Consider the following 18,192-nt stretch of genomic DNA (forward strand, 5'->3'; position numbering starts at 1 on the left):
GAGCGTAGCCCCCGCCGCGTGCCGCCGTCAGCGGCGGCCGCTTCCCGCCGGCGGCCGTCAGCGCCCGTCGAAGAGGTGCGGCAGCGTGGTGGGGGAGAGCCGCAGGCCGTCGAAGTCGGCCCGGCAGCCCTCTCCCACGGGCGACTGCGCGATCACGCCGACCCGCACGGCCCCGGCGGGCGCGTCCAGCGCGAACTGCCGGACCAGGCTCCAGGACCGGCCGTCCAGGGAGGAGTGGAAGGCGAACCGCGCGCCCGTGCGGCTGATCCGCAGCCACAGCGCCTCCTCGGCGACCGGTCCGGCGATCGCGTCGTCGGAACGCCCGCGCGTCACCACCGAGTAGACGCCCGGCGCCCCGTCGGGGGCCCGCTCGAACGTCAGCTTCGCCCAGTGCCCGTCCCCCGCGTGCACGAGCAGCCCGCCCGCGTCCCAGGCGTCCGCGAACCCCACCCGCAGCCGCGCCGCGAACTGCCAGTCGCCGCCCGGCGGCACGGCCAGCGCCACCGCCGCGTCCCGCCGCTCCCCGCCGTCCAGCGGATCGGTGAACAGGTCGGTCCGGGCGCCGGCGGTCACGGTCAGCACGTCGTCCGCGAACCCCCAGGAGGCGGGCGCGGTCACCCACTCCAGACCGAGGGGCAGGGGCAGCGAAGGGGAACTGTCGAGAGGCATGCGCCCATGATCGGCTCCGGACCCCGTGAACGCCCCGCTCCCGGCCGAGAATCCAACAACGGGCCCGGAAGTCCAAGGGAATCCGGGCCCGCGCCCGGACACGGCGAGGCGGGTCGGCGGGCCCGCGCGGAGCGGAGCCCGTACAAGATCCCGGAGACGGAGACGGAGACGGAGACGGAGACGGAGACGGAGGACGGGGAGGACGGGAAGACCCCCGTCCTTCCCGTCCTCCCCGCCCCGGCGGTCCGTCAGCTCCCGGCCAGCACGCCCCGCAGTTTCAGGACGCCCGCCTTCCACTCCTCGCCGTCCGACTCCTCCCACAGTTCGAGCAGTTCGGACGGCTCGGTCAGGACCCGGTCGAGGGCGGCGACCGCCGCCGGGCGCAGCTCCTCCGGGAGCACCCCCAGCGGCTCCTTCGGCCCGTACGCCGTGACCGGCTCGCCGCCGGGGCACCGGGCGGCCACCAGGGCCGCCGACGCGATCGCCTCCACCGCCAGGTCCGCGTCCAGCTCCTCCTCCCCGACCTCGGTCACCAGGCGGAAGGCCGTGCGCAGGACCTCCGCCTTCTCGCCCTCCGGTGCCTCGTCCACCCGGTAGGAGAAGTCCGCGGCGGTGTCGTTGTCGAACGGTCCGACGTCCCAGGTCCCCATGGCGTGCGTGCCCTTCCTCGTGCGGTCCTGCGTGCTGTCCTGCCTGTCTCCGTCATCGTGGCAGCCGCCACTGACAACGCCCGGCGGACCGGCCCCGGTTCAGCGGGACCGGCCGGCCTCCCAGGCGCGGTGGGCGGTGCCGACGCGGTCCCACAGGGCGGCCCGTGCGGCGGCGTCGACGTCGCCCAGGTCCAGCCGGAACAGGCCGGTCAGGACCTCGTACCACTCCTCGGGGGCGTCGAGGGTCCGGTCGGCCGTGCCCCCGGCGTCGATCCGCCGCAGCACGCGGCCGCGCAGGACGTCGACGCCCTTGGCGTCACGGCGCTGGGCGGTGAGGACCCGGACGAAGTCGGACTCGGGGGAGGTGGACAGCCGGACGTGCTCCCCGGCGAACGAGGACAGCTCCACCGGCTCCGGCGCGAAGTCCATCGCCGTGAACGAGCCGCGCGGGTCGTGGAGCAGCCGCCAGCCGCCGGGCTCCGCGTCGGACGGGGCCAGTCCGTAGGTGAAGGGCCCCTGCGCGTAGCTGCCCTCGCGCAGCGGCAGCGGCTCGTACAGCCCGTCCCCGAGGCCGGTGTCGACGAGCCACCGCTCGCCGTCGATCCGCACGGTGAGCGCGAGGTGGTTGCCCGTCGCGCCCGCCGGGCTCCCTGGGTTCCCCTGCACGCCCGCCCGGTGCAGGGTCACGTCGAAGCCGAGGGCCGTCAGGAGCGCGGCGAAGGCGCCGTTGAGGTGGAAGCAGTAGCCGCCCCGGCCCCGCGCGATCCTGGCCGCCGACTCCTCCGCCCCGATGCCCGTGGGCCGCCCCAGGTGGATGTCCAGGTTCTCGTAGGCCACCCGTTCCACCTGCGCCCGGTGCAGCGCCCGCAGCGCCCCGATGTTCGGCTCGGCGGGCCGGAGCAGTCCCAGTGCGGTCAGGTGTCCGTCGACGTCGATCACGTGTCCCCCGTGCTTCCCGATGGTGCTTCTCATGTTTCCGGAAGGAGAAAAGCTACGCTGAGGGCATCGGTCGCGTACAGGGCCGGCCGCGCGCAGGAAGAGGAGAACCCGATGCCGGGAGGCAGGCTCACCCAGCAGGAACGTCAGCAGATCGCGCTGGGACTGGCGGACGGCCTCGCCTACGCGGAGATCGGCCGGCGTCTCGACCGCCCCACCTCCACCATCACGCGCGAGGTCATGCGCAACGGCGGCCCGGCCGCCTACCGCCCCGACCTGGCCCAGCGGGCCACCGGCACCCGCGCCCGGCGGCGCAGGCCCGCGGCCGACGCCCGGGCGGCCGTGCGGGGCGACGGGCGGGACGCCGAGGCCGTGCGGGACTACGAGGAGGCATTCGCCGCCGTCTTCATGCAGAGCGGTCTGCCCCGCATGACGGCCCGGGTCCTCGCCGCCCTCTACGCCACCGACGCGGGCAGCCTCACCGCGGGCGAACTCGCCGAACGGCTCCAGGTCAGCCCGGGGTCCATCTCCAAGTCCGTCGCCTTCCTGGAGGGACAGAGCCTCATCCGCCGCGAGCGCGACGACCGGCGCCGCGAGCGGTACATCGTCGACGACGAGCTCTGGTACCAGTCGATGATCGCCGCCGCGAAGGCCAACGAGCAGATGGTCGTGATCGCCCGCCAGGGCGTCGCCGTCCTCGGCCCCGGCACCCCGGCCGCCGCCCGCCTGGAGAACGTGGCCCGCTTCATGGACTTCGTCAGCGAGGGGATAGTGCGCGCCGCCGAACAGGCCCGGGAGATCCTCCTGTCGGTCCCGGCGAAGCCGGAGGGCGTGCCCGGGGGCGGCCCCGAGGGCGACTGACCCGCCCGCCGCCGGGATCCGCTCCGTATCTGACCTTCCGTCAGAATGGAACGTGTTCTACTCTGCGCGCCATGGGCATCGCCATCACGCACGAACAGCGGGACCTCGCCCGATCCGTCCGCGCCTGGCTCACCCGCGCCGCACCCGCCGAGGAGATCCGCCGCTGGCTCGACGCCGACCCGCCCCCGGCCGGACGGCCCGGGTACTGGGACGCCGCCGCCGCGCAGGGCCTCCTCGGGATCCAGGTCCCCGAGGAGCACGGCGGCGGGGGCGGCGGCCTCGACGACCTCGCCGTCGTCGTCGAGGAGGCCGCCCGCGCCCTCCTCCCCGGCCCCTACCTGCCGTCCGTCCTCGCCACCGAACTCCTGCTCCGCGCGGGGGAGTCCGGTCCCCTCCTCGCCGACCTCGCCGAGGGCCGCCGCACCGGCGCCGTCGCCCTCGGAGGACCCGGCACCCTCACCGCCGTCCGCACCGACGGCGGCCACCTCCTCGACGGCACCGCGCCGCCCGTCCTCGGCGCCGCCCAGGCCGACCTGCTCCTCCTCCAGGCCGCCACCGCCGACGGCACCGCCTGGTTCGCCGTCGACGCGCACGCCCCCGGCGCCCCCGGCCCCACGGTCCGCGCGCACGCCTCCGCCGACCCCACCCGGCCCACCGCCGAGGTCACCGCCGCCGCCCTCCACGTGCCCGCCGACCGGCTCCTCGCCCTCGACACCGGCCTCGCGCACGACCTCGCCGCCGTCCTCTTCGCCGCCGACGCCTGCGGCACCGCCGCCCGCGCCGTCGAGACCGCCGCCGAACACGCCCGCACCCGCGAGCAGTTCGGCCGCCCCATCGGACAGTTCCAGGGCGTCAAACACCTCTGCGCCGACATGCTCGTCCGCCTCGAACAGGCCCGCGCCCTCACCTGGGACGCCGCCCGCTCCGCCCACGACCCCGCCCGGCCCCTCGTCGCCGCCCTCGCCGCCGCCACCGCCCTCGACGCCGCGTACGGCTGCGCCAAGGACTGCATCCAGGTCCTCGGCGGCATCGGCTTCACCTGGGAGCACGACGCCCACCTCCTGCTGCGCCGCGCCCTCGTCGCCCGCCAGCTCCTCGGCACCGGCGACCGCTTCCGCCTCGACGCGCTCCGGCACGCCGCCACCGGCCTGCGCCGGACCCTCCGCCTCGACCTGCCGCCCGCCGCCGAGCCCTACCGCGAGGCCGCCCGCGCCGCCGTCGCCCCCGCCGCCGGGCTCGACCCCGCCGCCGCCCGCCGCGTCCTCGCCCCCACCGGCCACGCCGCCCCGCACCTCCCGGAGCCGTACGGCCTCGGCGCGGGCCCGCTCCAGCAGCTCGCCGTCCAGCGCGAACTCGACGACGCCGGGATCACCGTCGCCGGACTCGGCATCGCCACCTGGGTCGTCCCCTCGCTCCTCGCCCACGGCACCCCCGCCCAGCAGGAACAGCACCTCGGCCCCACCCTCCGGGGCGAGCGGCGCTGGTGCCAGCTCTTCTCCGAGCCCGGCGCCGGCTCCGACCTCGCCTCCCTGCGCACCCGCGCCGAACGCACCGGGGACGGCGGCTGGCGGATCACCGGCCAGAAGGTGTGGACGAGCGCCGCCCAGTGGGCCGACTTCGGCATCCTCCTCGCCCGCACCGACCCGGACGCCCCCAAGCACCGGGGGCTCACGTACTTCCTCGTCGACATGAAGAACACCCCCGGCATCGAGATCCGCCCCCTGAAGGAGATCACCGGGGACTCCCTCTTCAACGAGGTCTGGTTCGACGGCGCCGTCCTTCCCGCCGACGCCGTCGTCGGCGAGGTCGACGACGGCTGGCGGGTCGCCCGCAACACCCTCGGCAACGAACGCGTCCACATGGCCGACCAGGTCGTCTTCGACACCGGCCTCGAAGCGCTCATCAAGGCGTCCGCCGAGGCCGACGGCTCCGTCCGCGCCCGCACCGGCGCCCTCCTCGCCGAGGCCCACGCACTGGCCTGCATCGGCCTGCGCACCACCCTCCTCCAGGTGTCCGGACTCGAACCCGGCGCGGGCGCCAGCGTCCGCAAGCTCGTCCAGACCCTCCACCAGCAGAGGACCGCCGAACTCGCCCTCGAACTCCTCGGCCCCGCCGGCGCCGTCCGCGAGGGCGCCGGGACCGCGGCCGTCCACGGCCTCCTCATGTCCCGCTGCCTGACCATCGCGGGCGGCACCACGCAAGTCCAGCTCAACGTCGTCGCCGAGCGCCTGCTCGGCCTCCCGCGAGACTGACCGAGAGGCCCCCATGAAGTCGTACGTCGTCGGTGTCGGCATGACGAAGTTCGAGAAGCCCGAGACCCGGGACTGGCAGTACTGGGACATGGCCCGCGAGGCCGGCACCGCCGCCCTCGCCGACGCCGGGATCCCCTACGGGAAGGTCGAACAGGCCGCCGTGGGGTACTGCTTCCAGGCGTCCACCGCCGGCCAGCGGGCCGTCTACGAGCTCGGCCTCACCGGACTGCCCGTCTACAACCTCAACAACAACTGCGCCACCGGCTCCACCGCCCTCATGACCGCCCGCCAGTTCGTCGAGGGCGGCGTCGCCGACTGCGTCCTCGCCCTCGGCTTCGAGAAGATGAGCCGCGGATCCCTGGGCGGCGGTTCCGGCGCGGGCGACTTCAAGACCTCGCCCGTCGCCCGGCACTACGGCATCATGGCCGCCGCCCACGGCTTCGAGGCGTCCCCGCCCACCGCGCAGATCTTCGGCAACGCCGCCCGCGAGCACATGGAGCGGTACGGCACCACCGAGGCGCAGCTCGCCGCCGTCGCCGCCAAGAACCACCTCCACTCCTCCCGCAACCCGAACGCCCAGTTCCAGGACGTCCACACCGTCGACGAGATCCTCGCCTCGAAGACCGTCCACCGGCCCCTCACCAAGCTCCAGTGCTCGCCCACCTCGGACGGGGCCGCCGCCGCCCTCGTCGTCTCCGGGCGCTTCGTCGCCGAACACGGCCTGGAGGACCGGGCCGTGGAGATCGCCGCCCAGGCCATGACCACCGACACCGGCGAGTCCTTCGCCTCCGGCTCCTGCATCGACGCCGTCGGCCGCCCCATGTCCCGGGAGGCCGCCCGGCAGGTCTACGAGACGTCCGGCCTCGGCATCGAGGACGTCGACGTCATCGAGCTCCACGACTGCTTCTCCGTCAACGAACTCCTCACCTACGAGGCCCTCGGCATGTGCGAGGAGGGCGCCTCCGGCAAGCTCGTCGAGTCCGGCGCCACCGGCCACGGCGGCCGGTGGGTGGTCAACCCCTCCGGCGGCCTCATCTCCAAGGGCCACCCCCTCGGCGCCACCGGTCTCGCCCAGACCGCCGAACTCGTCTGGCAGCTCCGCGGCGAGGCCGCCGCCCGGCAGGTCCCCGGCGCCCGCGTCGGCCTCGCCCACAACATCGGCCTCGGCGGCGCGGCGGTGGTCACCCTCCTGCGCAGGTCGTAGGTCTTTCTCTCCATGTACGGGGCGGAGCCGGTCTGCGACCATGACATCCATGCCGCAGACCGACTCCGACCCCACCTCCGACCCCGCCGCCGGAACCCCCTCCGGCCCCACCGCCGGCCCCGGAACCGCCGCCCGCCCCTCCACACGCCCGCCCCGCCCCTGGCTGGTCGTCCTCGTCGCCTGCGCCGGGCAGTTCCTCGTCGTCCTCGACGTGTCCGTCATGAACGTCGCCCTGCCCTCGATGAAGGCCGACCTCGACCTCGGCTCCCTCGGCCTCCAGTGGGTTCTCAACGCCTACGCGATCGCCTTCGCCGGCTTCATGCTGCTCGGCGGGCGCGCGGCCGACCTCTACGGGCGCAAGACCATGTTCCTCGCCGGCCTCGGGCTCTTCACCGCGGCCTCCGTCGTCGGCGGCATCGCCCCCGAGGGCGGCTGGCTCATCGGCGCCCGGGCCGCCCAGGGCCTCGGCGCGGCGGCCCTCTCCCCGGCCACCCTCACCCTCGTCACCGCCGCCGTCCCCGCCGGCGCCGCCCGCACCCGGGCCATCGGCACCTGGACGGCCGTCGGCGCGGCCGGCGGCGCCGCGGGCGGCTTCGTCGGCGGCCTCCTCGTCGACCTCCTGAACTGGCGCTGGGTCCTCCTCGTCAACGTCCCCGTCGGCATCCTGGTCCTCGCCGCCGCGGCCCTCGGCCTGCGCGAGTCCCGCACCGCCGCGGGCCGCCGCCTCGACCTGCCCGGCGCCGTCCTCGTCACCGGCGGCCTCGCCACCCTCGCGTACGGCATCGTGCAGACCGAGATGGCCGGCTGGACCGCCCCCGCCACCCTCCTGCCGCTCCTCGGCGGCCTCGCCCTGCTCGCCCTCTTCGTCGCCGTCGAGGCCCGCACCGCCGCCCCCCTCGTGCCGCTCGGGATCTTCCGCAACCGCGCCGTCTCCGCCGCCAACGTCGGCATCATGCTGTGCGGCTCCAGCTCCTTCGGCATGTGGTTCTTCATGACGGTCTACGCCCAGAACGTCCTCGGCTACACCCCGCTCCAGGCCGGCCTCGCCCTCGTCCCCAGCTCGCTCGCCGTCCTCGTCGGCTCCAAGACCGCGCCCCGCCTGATGGCCCTCACCGGCGCCCGCGCCCTCGCCCTCACCGGCATCCTCGTCGCCGCCGCGGGCTTCGCCTGGCAGTCCACCCTGACCGCCGACGGCACCTTCCTCACCACCATCCTCGGCCCCGGCATCCTCATGATGGGCGGCATCGGCCTCGCCACCACCCCGCTCGCCACCCTCGCCACCTCCGGCGCCGCCCCCGGCGACGCGGGCCTCGTCTCCGGCCTCGTCAACACCTCCCGCACCATGGGCGGCGCCCTCGGCCTCGCCACCCTGACGACCGTCGCCGCCTCCACCACCCCCACGCCCCTCTCCCTCGGCACCCCGGCCGCCGCCTCCCTGGTCCCCGGCTACGCCATGGCCTTCCGCGTCTCCACCGGCGTCCTCCTCGCCGCGGCCGTCCTCATGGCGCTCTGGCTGCCCCGGGCCGTACACCGAACGGTGCAGAAGGGCTGACCCCCGCCACCGTCCGGTGTACGCCGAAGCGCCCGCGCCGGGAGGACGCGGCCGTCCCCTCCCCCTCCGTACCGTCCTGACCACCGGAAACGACGTGCAGGAAACAGGAGAGGGAGAGGACGGCATGACGACGACCACGCAGGACGGCATGACGACGGCGACGGCCACGGAGGTACGCGCTCCGCTCGCCCGGATCGCCCCGCTCGCACCGCTCGCCCTGATCGGCGCCGGAGTCCTCGCCATGACGGCGGTGGAACTCCTGAACCCCCGCTACGACCTGGTGAGCGAGACCCTCAGCCGCTACGTCCACGGCACCGCCGGCCTGCTGCTCCCCGCCTCCCTGCTGGCCGTCGCCGCCGCCTCCGCCCTCCTCACCGCACGCCTGTGGGGGACGGGCGGCCGCGCGGCCCGCACCGCCCTGGTGGTGTGGACCGCCGGAATCCTGGTCGCGGGCGTCTTCCCCGCCGACCCGCCCGGCCACCACCACCGCCCCTCCCCCTCCGAACTCGTCCACGGCAACGCCGCCTTCCTCGCCTTCGCCGCCCTCCCCACGGCCGCCGTCCTGCTCCGCCGCGCCCTGGCCGCCCGCCGGCCCCGGCTGCGCCCCGCCCTCACCGCCCTCGCCGCGGCCTCGGTCCTGACCACCGCCGCCCTCGCCGTCTTCCTCGTCGACGTGATGGACGGCGGCCCGTCCCTGGGCTTCGCCGGCGCCCCGACCCCGGTCGGCCTCGTCGAGCGCCTGGTGCTCGCCGCCGACCTCGGCTGGCTCGTCCTCGCCCTCGCCGCGGGCTCTGGCCGGGGGCGGACCCGCCGTGCATGATCACTCCATGGACCGACCGGCGTGGAAACCCACCTCCACCGACGGGCTGCTCGCGGCCGTCACCGCCGTCGCCGTCCTCGCGGGCACCGCCCGCCTCGGCGGCCGGCTCGACCTGGCGGGCGCCCTGCCGCTCGCCCTCTGGCTGGGCCTGCTGCTCCTGGGCCGCCGCCGGTGGCCGCTCACCGTCCTGCTGCTGTCCGTGCAGGCCGTCATCGTCTTCCGCACCTCCGGCCTCACCGACACCGGCTGGGTGTGGCCGGTGTCCGTCGCGTACGCCGCGCTGGCCGCCGACGACCGGCCCGGCCGCCCCGGCCTGCCCTGGGCGGTGGGCGTCGGCCTGACCGAACTCGCCTTCGCCGCCGCCTGGGAGGTGCCCACCTCCGGCACCGGCCCCCGCGAGGCCCTCGCCTCACTGGGCGCCGAGGCCCTGTGGCTGGCGCTGCTCCTCGCCGCCGCCACCGCCCACCGCGACCGCCTCCGCTGGCGCGCCGAACGCGAAGCCCGCCTGTTCAAGGAGGCCCGCGCCCGGGACCTGGAGGCCGGCCGCCGCATCGCCGAGGCCCGCCTCGACATCGCCCGCGAACTCCACGACGTCGTCGGCCACACCCTCACCGTCGTCGGCCTCCAGCTCCGCGTCGCCGCCGAGTCCCTGGACGACTCCCCGGCGGAGGCCCGCGCCGCCCTCGCCACCGCCCAGGAGGTCCGCACCGCCGCCGTCCGCGACCTCCGCGCCCTCGTCCACGTCCTGCGCGCCCCGGGCGAGGACCCGAAGGAACCCGCCGCCGGGGTCCCCGAACTCGCCGCCCTCGTCGACCGGACGCGCACGGCCGGCCTGGACGTCCGCCTGGAGACGACCGGCGACCCCGCCGCCGTCCCCGCCCCCGTCTCCCTCGCCGTCCACCGCGTCGTCCAGGAGGCCCTCACCAACACCGTCCGCCACGCGGGCGCCTCCCGTGCCGACGTCGCCGTCCGGATCGGGGACGGCCGCGTCGAGGTGACCGTCGCCGACGACGGTCCGGTCCCGCCCGGCCCGCCCGCCGCCCCCGGGCACGGCATCCGCGGCATGACCGAACGCGTCCACGCCCTCGGCGGCGAACTCACCGCAGGGCGGCCCGGCGACGGCGACGGCTGGCTCGTCCGGGCCGTCGTCCCTGTGCCAGGCTTCGGGCCATGACGACCGAGACGATCAAGGTGCTCCTCGCCGACGACCAGGCCCTCGTCCGGGCCGGCTTCCGCAGCCTCCTCGCGCGTGCCAAGGACATCGAGGTCGTCGGCGAGGCCGGCACCGGCGACGAGGCCGTCCGCACCGCCCGCGCCGTCCGCCCCGACGTCGTCCTCATGGACATCCGCATGCCCGGCACGGACGGCCTCACCGCCACCCGGACCCTCACCGGCGACCCCGACCTGACGGAGTGCCGGGTCATCGTCCTCACCACCTTCGAGACGGACGAGTACGTCTTCGCCGCCCTCCGCGCGGGCGCCAGCGGCTTCCTCACCAAGGAGATCGAGCCCGACGACCTCCGGCAGGCGGTCCGCGCCGTCGCCGCCGGGGACGCCCTGCTCTCCCCGAGCGCGACCCGCCGGGTGGTCGCGCAGTTCGCCCACCGCCCGGCCGCCCCCGCCGTCACCCCCGAGCGGCTGTCCGTCCTCACCGCCCGCGAACGCGAGCTCACCCGCCTCGTCGCCACCGGCCTCTCCAACGACGAGATCGCCGCCCGGCTCGTCATCAGCCCCCTCACCGCCAAGACCCACATCACCCGGGCCCTCGCCAAACTGGGCGTCCGCGACCGCGCCCAACTGGTCATCCTCGCCTACGAGACGGGCCTCGTCGTCCCGGGAGCACAGGCCGACGAGTGCACGGAGGCCCCGGAGCGCCCGGCCTAGAGCCAGCCCTGCTGCCGCGCGGCCCGCGCCGCCTCCATGCGGTTGCGGGTGCCGGTCTTGCCGATCGCGGACGACAGGTAGTTGCGCACGGTCGACTCCGACAGGCGCAGCCGCCCCGCGATGTCCGCGATCGTCGCCCCGTCGACCGCCGCCGACAGGGCCTCCCGCTCCCGGGCCGTCAGCGGGTTCGGACCCGCGCCGAGCGCCGCCGCGGCGAGCGCCGGATCGATGACCGTCTCGCCCCGCAGCACCTTCCGCACCGCCTCCGCCAGCTCCTCCACCGGCCCGTCCTTCACCAGGAACCCGGCCGCGCCCGCCTCCATCGCCCGCCGCAGGTACCCGGGCCGGCCGAAGGTCGTCAGGATCAGCACCCGGCAGTCCGGCACCTCGTCCCGCAGCTCCGCCGCCGCGTCGAGCCCCGACCGCCCCGGCAGCTCGATGTCGAGCAGCGCCACGTCGGGCCGCGCCACCAGCGCCCGCTCCACGATCTCGTCGCCCCGCCCCACCTGGGCGACCACCTCGATGTCCGGTTCGAGCCCGAGCAGCAGCGCGAGCGCCCCGCGCATCATCCCCTGGTCCTCGGCGAGGAGCACCCGTACGGACTTGGCGGGCCGGTGGTCGCGCGGCATCTTGTTCACGGTCGAAGCCTAGTACTGCAACGGTGTTTGCTGTGACTGGTGGCCAGGTTATGGGGGTGTGTGGCCGCGTTGTTTGTAGTGGCTGATGCGGGCTTGGTGTTGTCGTCGGCGGCGCCAGGTCGACCAGTGCAGGACGTGGTCGACCGAGACCGGTCGGCGGTGGGTGAGGCGGTGGATCAGGCGTCTGAGCTCGGGAAGGCTGAGGGGGACGAGGCCGGAGGATCCGTTTCTGCTTTCCCGGCGTCGAGTTCGCGGGCCCGCAGCACGGTCAGGCAGGCATGGGCGGCCATGGCCAGAGTCATGTGTCGGTGCCAGCCGGGGTAGCGGCGGACCTGGTAGTCGTCCAGGCCGCACTCCTGCTTCGCGCTCTGGAAGCACTCCTCGACCGCCCACCGGCTGCCGGCGACATGGATCAGCTGGTCAAGTGTGGTGCCGGCGGGGCAGTAGGCGATGTAGTAGGAGATCTCCTCGGGCCGGCGGACACTGCGGCGGGCGATCACCCAGTGCCGCCGGTCCTCCCGGTGCCAGGGCCGCACCTCGACCCTGGCCCAGTCGAAGACCCGCGGTCCGTGGGCCCCGTTGCCGCAGGAACGGCGTTTCCACTTCTGTCTGGGCAGGTCGTGGAACAGGTCGTGAACCGGATGGTCCAGGGCCCAGCGGGTCACGACGGTGTCGTGACGGGTGGTGGCCATGACATGGAAGACATCCGCCCGCTCCAGCTCGGACCGCCAGCTTTTCGAGTAGCCGTAGCCGGCGTCCGCGGTCACCCACCCGAACGGAATCTTCTCCTCGATCGCCCGGCGGACCATCGCCCTCGCCATCGCGACCTTGGTCTCGAAGACAACCGTGTCGCCGATACCGGCCCGCCGGCACCGTTCACGGTCGTCGGTCCAGGACGCCGGCAGGTAAAGGCGCCGGTCGATCAGGGTGCGGCCGCGGCCGGTGGCATAGGCGAGGAAGACCCCGACCTGGCAGTTCTCCGTCCGGCCGGCCGTGCCGGAGTACTGCCGCTGAACCCCGGCCGACCGGACCCCTTTCTTCAGGAAGCCGGTGTCGTCCACGATCAGCACCGCACCTGGGTCTCCGAGGTACTCGACGACGTACTCGCGCACGTCGTCCAGCACCTCGTCCGCGTCCCATTCGATCCGGTTCAGGAGCCGGTGGAGCCGGTCCGGGCCCGCATGCCCGGCCTCCTCGGCAAGCGTCCAGCCGTTCTTCCGCTCCAGCGGAGCGATCAGTCCCCGCATATACGCAAGCGCCGACTCACGCGGCTCCGACCTGGCAAACCGGTGCACGAACCGCTCATGCAGAGACCTCAGTTCACCCGCCCACGACCGGGCATCAGCAAGTTCCCCACCCATGAACACACCAACGAACGACCTGGCCACCAGTCACGGCAAACACCGTTGCAGTACTAGGCCGTTTCCTTCCGGTCAGGAGGGGTGCGCGGCCGTGTCCGGATCCCCGGGCGCCGGGAGTTCCGCCGTCACCGGGAGTTCCGCCGTGAGGCGGAAGCCGCCGTTCGGGGCGGGGCCGGCGGTGAGGGTGCCGCCGGCGGCGGAGAGGCGCTCGCGCAGACCGCGCAGGCCGCTGCCCGGCGCGCCCGCGCCTGTGCCTGTGCCTGTGCCAGTTCCAGTGCCCGTGCCAGTGCCCGCGCCCGTGCCCGTGTTCGTGTCCGGGGCGGGGCGGCGGCCGTCGTCGGTGACGGTGAGGCGGACCCGCTCCGGGCCGCTCGCGACCGCGATCTCGCAGCGGGTGGCGTCCGCGTGCCGGACCACGTTCGTCGCCGCCTCCCGCACCACCCAGCCCAGCAGGGCCTCGGCGGCCGGTTCCAGCGGCGGGCCCGAGCGCCGTACCACCGGCTCCACGTCCGCCGAGGAGAGCGCGTCGCGCGCCCGGTCCAGCTCCGTGCCCAGGCTGCCCTCCCGGTAGCCCGTGACGGCCTCCCGGATCTCGGTGAGCGCCTGCCGGCCCACCGACTCGATGTCCGCGACCTGCCCGAGCGCCGCGTCCAGGTCGCGGGGGGCCAGCCGCCGGGCCGCCTCCGACTTCACCACGATCACGGACAGGGTGTGACCGAGCAGGTCGTGCAGGTCGCGGGAGAAGCGCAGCCGCTCCTTCTCCACCGCCGACCGGGCCAGCTCCTCGCGGGTGGCCCGCAGCTCGCCGACCGTCTCGTTCAGCGCGAGGATCGCCGCCGTCACCATGGTCGAGATGAAGGTCCCGTACACGATCCCGACGGAGTCCCAGCCGTCCCGCCAGAAGGTGACGACGCCGACCGCCGCGACCAGGGGGAAGGTGAGGAGCCGCAGTTCCCGGCCGCCCCGCGCCACCGCGCCGAGCGCCAGGCCGAGCAGCGGGAAGAGCAGCAGCCACTCGCGGCCGTAGCCGGCCGCGAGGGCGAAGGTGACGGCGGCGAGGGCGCCCAGCAGGACCCACGTGGTGGCGGTCTCGCGCCGGACCCGGTCGAAGGCGCGGAAGACGATCGCGATGTACAGCGTGTTGAAGGCCAGCAGACCGGCCAGGCCCAGCCAGGGGTTGGCGGCCTCGCCGCTGATGAGGTGGGACAGCGAGCCCATCCCCATCAGCAGCCACGGCAGGAGGCTTAGCCCGCTCGGACCCCGGTCCTGGCGGGCCTCGCACCGCTCCCGCCGCCGCTTCCGCCACCCGTTCCGCATGCCGCGCCACCCGTTCCGCATCCCGCGCCCCCCGTCAGACCGTCCGTGCGGAACGACGGTACGAGACCGCCGCGTAGCCGCCGAAGAGCACCGCCCAGCCGGCGATCACCGCGAGGCCCGCGGCTCCCGGCGCGCGCCCCCCGGCCAGGGCCGCCCCCAGTTCCGCGAAGCGGTTCGTGGGCGTCCAGGCGGACAGCCCGGCCAGCCAGCCGGGGAAGAGGGAGACGGGGAACCACAGGCCGCCGACGACCGCCAGGCCGAGGTTGCAGGCCACGTTCACCACGCCGGCGGTCTGCGCCGAGAGGCGGTAGCCGTTGCCGAGGCCGAGCAGGGTGAAGGGCAGCGAGCCGAGCCACAGCGCGACGGCCACCGCCGCCCAGTGCGCGGGGGACATCCGCACGCCGTTGAGGAGGCCGCCCGCCAGCAGGATGGCGGCGATCGCCGGCAGCACCACGACCGTGCCGGTCAGGGCCCGCCCGGTGACGACCCGGCGCGGGGTCATCGGCGTGATCCGCAGCTGCCGCAGCCAGCCGGTGGACTTGTCCTCGGCGACGCCGGTGCCCAGCGAGAGGGCCGCGCCCATCGCCCCGTACGCGGCCATGCCCACCATCGCGACCGTCCTGTAGGCGGGGTCGTTCTGTCCGCCGAGGTTGGTGAAGAGCAGGTACATCATGACCGGGACGCCGATGGTGGAGATGACGAAGCCGGGGTCCCGCAGGGCGCGGCGGGTCTCCAGGCCGACGTAGGCGGCGGTGGTCGAGAGGACCGAGGGGGCCGGCGGGGTCGCGGGGGAGGAGGTGGGGGTGCTCATCGGCTCGGCTCCGGTTCCGGGGTGGCGCCCGCGCGGGCGCGGGTGAGGGCGAGGAAGGCGTCGTTGAGGGTGAGCGGGGCCACTTCGAGGCCCCGGATCGCGTCCCGCGCGGCCAGCGCCCGCACGGTCGCGTCGGAGTCGTCGGTGCGGAGCCGGGCGCGGTCGCCCCGGATCTCCACCTCGGTCACCCCGGGCAGGCCGGAGAGGTACGCGGACGGGGCGCCGCCCAGGTCGAGGGAGACGAGCGCCCCGCCGGCCGCCCGCTTCAGGTCCTCGGGCGTGCCGTCGGCGACGACCCGTCCGGCGTCGAGGACGACGATCCGGTCGGCGAAGGAGTCGGCCTCCTCCAGGTAGTGGGTGGAGAACAGGACGGTGTTGCCCCGCCGGGCGTAGCCGTGCATGGCCTCCCAGAACTCGCCGCGGGCCTCCACGTCGAGCGCGGAGGTCGGCTCGTCGAGGACGATCAGCTCCGGGTTGCCGGCCAGCGCGACGGCGAACCGGACCCGCTGGGCCTGGCCGCCGGAGAGGCGGTCCACCCGCCGGTCGGCGAGGGCGGTGAGCCCGGCGAGGGCGAGGGCGTCCGCGACGGGCATCGGCCGGGGGTAGGTCCGGGCGACGAAGCCGACGAGCTCGCGGACGGTGACGCGGGAGACCGCGCGGCCCTCCTGGAGCATCGCCCCGACCCGGCCCGCGAGGACGGCCTGCTCGGGGGTGGTGCCGAGGAGCGAGATCCGGCCGCCGTCGGGGACGTCGAGGCCGAGCAGCATGCCGATGGCGGTGGACTTCCCGGCGCCGTTGCGCCCCAGCAGGGCGAGGGTCTCGCCGCGCCGGACGGTGAGGTCCACGCCGTCGGCGGCCCGGACGGAGCCGTAGGTCTTGGTGACCGCCTCGAAGACGGCCGCGGGTTCCTTCGTCATGCTCCGAAGGTACGGAGCGGGGGGCCGGGCCCGGCAGGTCCCGGCGTACGGACCTGGCGGTGACAAATGTCCCGGGCGGCTCCCTCCGCACGTGCCTGACGTGCCGTCAAGTGCGGTATGCGTGGGGGTTCTCCAGCTAACTGACGTACCGTCAGGCAAGTGGCGTACGAGGGTTCCCAACGCCCCGCCCCTCCGCTATACATGGGGGACACCGAACTGGAACGCGTTCTACATCGGCGCGTACGGGACGGTTCCCGCACGGCCTCGGCGTGACCGACGGTGCGGACGGTCGCGCCGAGGTCTTCCCCTCCAAGGACCTCCAAGGAGCAGCAAGCCGATGCCCATCGACGCCGCCAAGGCCCTCGCCGCGGAACCCCGCAGCGCCGAGATCGCCTGGGACCACAAGGACGTCCAGCTCTACCACCTCGGCCTCGGCGCCGGCAGCCCCGCCACCGACCCGGCGGAACTGCGCTACACCCTGGAGTCCCGGCTCCACGTCCTGCCCAGCTTCGCCACCGTCGCGGGCGCCGGCATGGGGGTCGTCGGCGGGCTCTCCGCCCCCGGCATCGACATCGACCTCGCCGCCGTCCTCCACGGCGGCCAGTCGATCACCCTCCACCGCCCGCTGCCCACCGGCGGCCGGGCCGTCTCCACCTCCCGCGTCGCCGCCGTCCACGACAAGGGCAAGGCCGCCATCCTCGTGCTCCGCTCCGAGGCCGCCGACGACGAGGGCCCGCTGTGGACCTCCGACGCCCAGATCTTCGTCCGCGGCGAGGGCGGCTGGGGCGGCGACCGCGGCCCCTCCGAGCGCCTCGAACTCCCCGACCGCGAGCCCGACAGGACCGTCGAGCGCCCGGTCCGCGAGGAACAGGCCCTGCTCTACCGCCTCTCCGGCGACTGGAACCCGCTCCACGCCGACCCCGAGTTCGCCGCCCTCGCGGGCTTCGACCGCCCGATCCTGCACGGCCTGTGCACCTACGGCATGACGCTCAAGGCGGTGGTCGACACGCTGCTCGGCGGCGACGTCACCCGGGTCCGCGCCTACCGCACCCGCTTCGCCGGGGTCGTCTTCCCCGGCGAGACCCTGCGCGTCCGGATGTGGGCCGGGGACGGCCGCGTCCAGGTCACGGTGACGGCCGTCGAGCGCGACGACGCCCCGGTCCTCGCCGACACCCTCGTCACCCACTCGTAGATCCGTCCCGGAGGGAGCCGCACCATGCGCGCAGCCGTACTGCACGAGATCGGCCAGGACAAACTGGAGGTCCTCGACGACGTCGAGGCGGTGGGCTTCGGCCCGGGCAGGGTGCGGATCCGGGTGCGGGCCACCGGCCTGTGCCACTCCGACGTCTCCGCCATGAGCGGCGTCCTGCCGCAGCCCGCCCCCTTCATCCCCGGCCACGAGGGCGCCGGCGAGATCCTCGACGTCGGCGACGGCGTCACCGGACTGACCCCGGGCCAGCGGGTCCTGCTCTGCTGGCTCCCCGCCTGCGGTTCCTGCCCCGCCTGTAGGCGCGGCCAGACCCAGCTCTGCCTCGCCGGCTTCATGAACGCCGGCACCCCCAACTTCAAGCGCCCCGGCGGGGACGTCTTCGGCTTCGCCGGCACCGGCACCTTCACCGAGGAGGTCGTCGTCGACGCCGGCTGCGCCGTCCCCATCCCGGACGACGTGCCCTTCGACATCGCCGCCCTCATCGGCTGCGGCGTCACCACCGGCCTCGGCGCCGCCATCAACACCGCCAAGGTGGAGGCCGGTTCCTCGGTCGCCGTCATCGGCTGCGGCGGCGTCGGCATCTCCGCGATCCAGGGCGCCAAGCTCCGGGGCGCGGCCCAGATCGTCGCCGTCGACCCCGTCGCGTCCCGCCGCGAGGCCGCCCTCCGCTTCGGCGCCACCGAGGCCGTCGCCCCCGAGGGACTGGCCGACGCCAAGCAGCGGATCACCGCCGGCGAGGGCTTCGACTACGTCTTCGAGGTCGTCGGCAGGTCCGCCACCGCACGCACCGCGTACGAGACGACCCGGCGCGGCGGCACCCTCTGCGTCGTCGGCGCCGGCGCCATGGACGACAACCTCCAGCTCAACATGTTCGAGCTGTTCTTCGACGAGAAGCGGATCCTGCCCTCGATGTACGGCGGCGGGGACGTCCTGCGGTCGTACGAGCGGGCCATCGCCCTCTGGCGGGCCGGCCGCATCGACCTGGAGTCGCTCATCACCCACCGGGTCCCGCTGGCGAACGTCAACGAGGCCCTGGAACAGATGCGGACCGGCACGGCCCTCCGCACCTGCATCGAGATCTGACGCCCCCGCACCGAGAACCGAGAGGAC

The 18,192-nt window shown here is 74.9% G+C and carries 17 protein-coding genes; 9 read left to right on the forward strand and 8 right to left on the reverse strand.

Annotated features, from left to right (window positions below; translation table 11 throughout):
• Positions 1–57 precede the first annotated feature (57 nt).
• The 3 genes from IE326_RS27980 to IE326_RS27990 all read right to left on the reverse strand — a co-directional run bounded on the left by IE326_RS27980 (position 58) and on the right by IE326_RS27990 (position 2,291).
• Positions 58–669 (reverse strand): DUF1349 domain-containing protein, encoded by a 612-nt coding sequence (locus IE326_RS27980; protein WP_150227918.1) that lies wholly within the window; start codon positions 667–669, stop codon positions 58–60.
• 248 nt (positions 670–917) lie between these two features.
• Positions 918–1,319 (reverse strand): DUF4259 domain-containing protein, encoded by a 402-nt coding sequence (locus tag IE326_RS27985; RefSeq protein ID WP_150227917.1) that lies wholly within the window; start codon positions 1,317–1,319, stop codon positions 918–920.
• Positions 1,320–1,418: 99 nt separating this feature from the next.
• Positions 1,419–2,291 carry an arylamine N-acetyltransferase family protein gene (locus IE326_RS27990; RefSeq protein ID WP_150227916.1) on the reverse strand — a complete coding sequence of 291 codons (873 nt, stop codon included), beginning with the start codon at positions 2,289–2,291 and terminating at the stop codon, positions 1,419–1,421.
• A 78-nt stretch (positions 2,292–2,369) separates the two neighbouring features.
• Between IE326_RS27990 and IE326_RS27995 the strand changes: the two genes are divergently transcribed.
• The 7 genes from IE326_RS27995 to IE326_RS28025 all read left to right on the forward strand — a co-directional run bounded on the left by IE326_RS27995 (position 2,370) and on the right by IE326_RS28025 (position 10,828).
• Positions 2,370–3,116, forward strand: coding sequence for a GbsR/MarR family transcriptional regulator (locus IE326_RS27995; protein WP_190043662.1), 747 nt, complete (start codon positions 2,370–2,372; stop codon positions 3,114–3,116).
• A gap of 71 nt (positions 3,117–3,187) precedes the next feature.
• Positions 3,188–5,368, forward strand: coding sequence for an acyl-CoA dehydrogenase family protein (locus IE326_RS28000; protein ID WP_190043663.1), 2,181 nt, complete (start codon positions 3,188–3,190; stop codon positions 5,366–5,368).
• 13 nt (positions 5,369–5,381) lie between these two features.
• Entirely contained in the window at positions 5,382–6,572 is a 1,191-nt protein-coding gene (locus IE326_RS28005) for a lipid-transfer protein (protein WP_190043664.1), read from the forward strand.
• A gap of 49 nt (positions 6,573–6,621) precedes the next feature.
• A complete protein-coding gene (locus IE326_RS28010) occupies positions 6,622–8,124 on the forward strand; it encodes an MFS transporter (protein WP_190043665.1) in 1,503 nt (500 codons plus the stop codon).
• 124 nt (positions 8,125–8,248) lie between these two features.
• Positions 8,249–8,944 carry a DUF998 domain-containing protein gene (locus IE326_RS28015; protein ID WP_190043666.1) on the forward strand — a complete coding sequence of 232 codons (696 nt, stop codon included), beginning with the start codon at positions 8,249–8,251 and terminating at the stop codon, positions 8,942–8,944.
• A gap of 7 nt (positions 8,945–8,951) precedes the next feature.
• Complete coding sequence (locus tag IE326_RS28020; RefSeq protein ID WP_190043667.1) at positions 8,952–10,118, forward strand: sensor histidine kinase; 1,167 nt, start codon at positions 8,952–8,954, stop codon at positions 10,116–10,118.
• Positions 10,115–10,828 carry a response regulator transcription factor gene (locus IE326_RS28025; protein ID WP_190043668.1) on the forward strand — a complete coding sequence of 238 codons (714 nt, stop codon included), beginning with the start codon at positions 10,115–10,117 and terminating at the stop codon, positions 10,826–10,828. The genes IE326_RS28020 and IE326_RS28025 overlap by 4 nt, the downstream gene beginning before the upstream one ends.
• Here the strand turns inward: IE326_RS28025 and IE326_RS28030 are convergent.
• The 5 genes from IE326_RS28030 to IE326_RS28050 form a co-directional block, all read right to left on the reverse strand.
• A complete protein-coding gene (locus tag IE326_RS28030; protein ID WP_150232634.1) occupies positions 10,825–11,457 on the reverse strand; it encodes a response regulator transcription factor in 633 nt (210 codons plus the stop codon). The genes IE326_RS28025 and IE326_RS28030 overlap by 4 nt on opposite strands.
• A 185-nt stretch (positions 11,458–11,642) precedes the next feature.
• Entirely contained in the window at positions 11,643–12,827 is a 1,185-nt protein-coding gene (locus IE326_RS28035; RefSeq protein WP_190040889.1) for an IS701 family transposase, read from the reverse strand.
• A 72-nt stretch (positions 12,828–12,899) separates the two neighbouring features.
• Positions 12,900–14,144 carry a sensor histidine kinase gene (locus IE326_RS28040; RefSeq protein ID WP_190043669.1) on the reverse strand — a complete coding sequence of 415 codons (1,245 nt, stop codon included), beginning with the start codon at positions 14,142–14,144 and terminating at the stop codon, positions 12,900–12,902.
• 34 nt (positions 14,145–14,178) lie between these two features.
• Positions 14,179–14,955: an ABC transporter permease gene (locus tag IE326_RS28045; RefSeq protein ID WP_229915721.1), complete on the reverse strand. Its 777-nt coding sequence runs from the start codon at positions 14,953–14,955 to the stop codon at positions 14,179–14,181.
• Positions 14,952–15,872 (reverse strand): ABC transporter ATP-binding protein, encoded by a 921-nt coding sequence (locus IE326_RS28050; protein ID WP_150227907.1) that lies wholly within the window; start codon positions 15,870–15,872, stop codon positions 14,952–14,954. Before IE326_RS28050 ends, IE326_RS28045 begins: the two co-directional genes overlap by 4 nt.
• A 337-nt stretch (positions 15,873–16,209) precedes the next feature.
• Between IE326_RS28050 and chsH3 the strand changes: the two genes are divergently transcribed.
• Both chsH3 and IE326_RS28060 read left to right on the forward strand, forming a co-directional pair.
• On the forward strand, positions 16,210–17,064 hold the full coding sequence (gene chsH3, locus IE326_RS28055) for an enoyl-CoA hydratase ChsH3 (protein WP_150227906.1): 855 nt from the start codon (positions 16,210–16,212) through the stop codon (positions 17,062–17,064).
• A 24-nt stretch (positions 17,065–17,088) separates the two neighbouring features.
• A complete protein-coding gene (locus IE326_RS28060; RefSeq protein WP_190043670.1) occupies positions 17,089–18,165 on the forward strand; it encodes a Zn-dependent alcohol dehydrogenase in 1,077 nt (358 codons plus the stop codon).
• Positions 18,166–18,192 lie beyond the last annotated feature (27 nt).

The organism is Streptomyces filamentosus, assembly GCF_014654895.1.
Lineage (GTDB): Bacteria > Actinomycetota > Actinomycetes > Streptomycetales > Streptomycetaceae > Streptomyces > Streptomyces filamentosus.

Bases quoted from the DNA above. Each gene is read 5' to 3' on its own strand.
- IE326_RS28005 (WP_190043664.1), top strand. From the start codon at position 5,382: ATGAAGTCGTACGTCGTCGGTGTCGGCATGACGAAGTTCGAGAAGCCC.
- IE326_RS28060 (WP_190043670.1), top strand. From the start codon at position 17,089: ATGCGCGCAGCCGTACTGCACGAGATCGGCCAGGACAAACTGGAGGTC.
- IE326_RS28030 (WP_150232634.1), bottom strand. From the start codon at position 11,457: ATGCCGCGCGACCACCGGCCCGCCAAGTCCGTACGGGTGCTCCTCGCC.
- IE326_RS27995 (WP_190043662.1), top strand. From the start codon at position 2,370: ATGCCGGGAGGCAGGCTCACCCAGCAGGAACGTCAGCAGATCGCGCTG.
- IE326_RS28015 (WP_190043666.1), top strand. From the start codon at position 8,249: ATGACGACGACCACGCAGGACGGCATGACGACGGCGACGGCCACGGAG.
- IE326_RS28040 (WP_190043669.1), bottom strand. From the start codon at position 14,144: ATGCGGAACGGGTGGCGGAAGCGGCGGCGGGAGCGGTGCGAGGCCCGC.
- IE326_RS28045 (WP_229915721.1), bottom strand. From the start codon at position 14,955: ATGAGCACCCCCACCTCCTCCCCCGCGACCCCGCCGGCCCCCTCGGTC.
- IE326_RS28020 (WP_190043667.1), top strand. From the start codon at position 8,952: ATGGACCGACCGGCGTGGAAACCCACCTCCACCGACGGGCTGCTCGCG.
- IE326_RS28035 (WP_190040889.1), bottom strand. From the start codon at position 12,827: ATGGGTGGGGAACTTGCTGATGCCCGGTCGTGGGCGGGTGAACTGAGG.
- IE326_RS28025 (WP_190043668.1), top strand. From the start codon at position 10,115: ATGACGACCGAGACGATCAAGGTGCTCCTCGCCGACGACCAGGCCCTC.
- IE326_RS28050 (WP_150227907.1), bottom strand. From the start codon at position 15,872: ATGACGAAGGAACCCGCGGCCGTCTTCGAGGCGGTCACCAAGACCTAC.
- IE326_RS27980 (WP_150227918.1), bottom strand. From the start codon at position 669: ATGCCTCTCGACAGTTCCCCTTCGCTGCCCCTGCCCCTCGGTCTGGAG.
- IE326_RS27985 (WP_150227917.1), bottom strand. From the start codon at position 1,319: ATGGGGACCTGGGACGTCGGACCGTTCGACAACGACACCGCCGCGGAC.
- chsH3 (WP_150227906.1), top strand. From the start codon at position 16,210: ATGCCCATCGACGCCGCCAAGGCCCTCGCCGCGGAACCCCGCAGCGCC.
- IE326_RS27990 (WP_150227916.1), bottom strand. From the start codon at position 2,291: ATGAGAAGCACCATCGGGAAGCACGGGGGACACGTGATCGACGTCGAC.
- IE326_RS28000 (WP_190043663.1), top strand. From the start codon at position 3,188: ATGGGCATCGCCATCACGCACGAACAGCGGGACCTCGCCCGATCCGTC.
- IE326_RS28010 (WP_190043665.1), top strand. From the start codon at position 6,622: ATGCCGCAGACCGACTCCGACCCCACCTCCGACCCCGCCGCCGGAACC.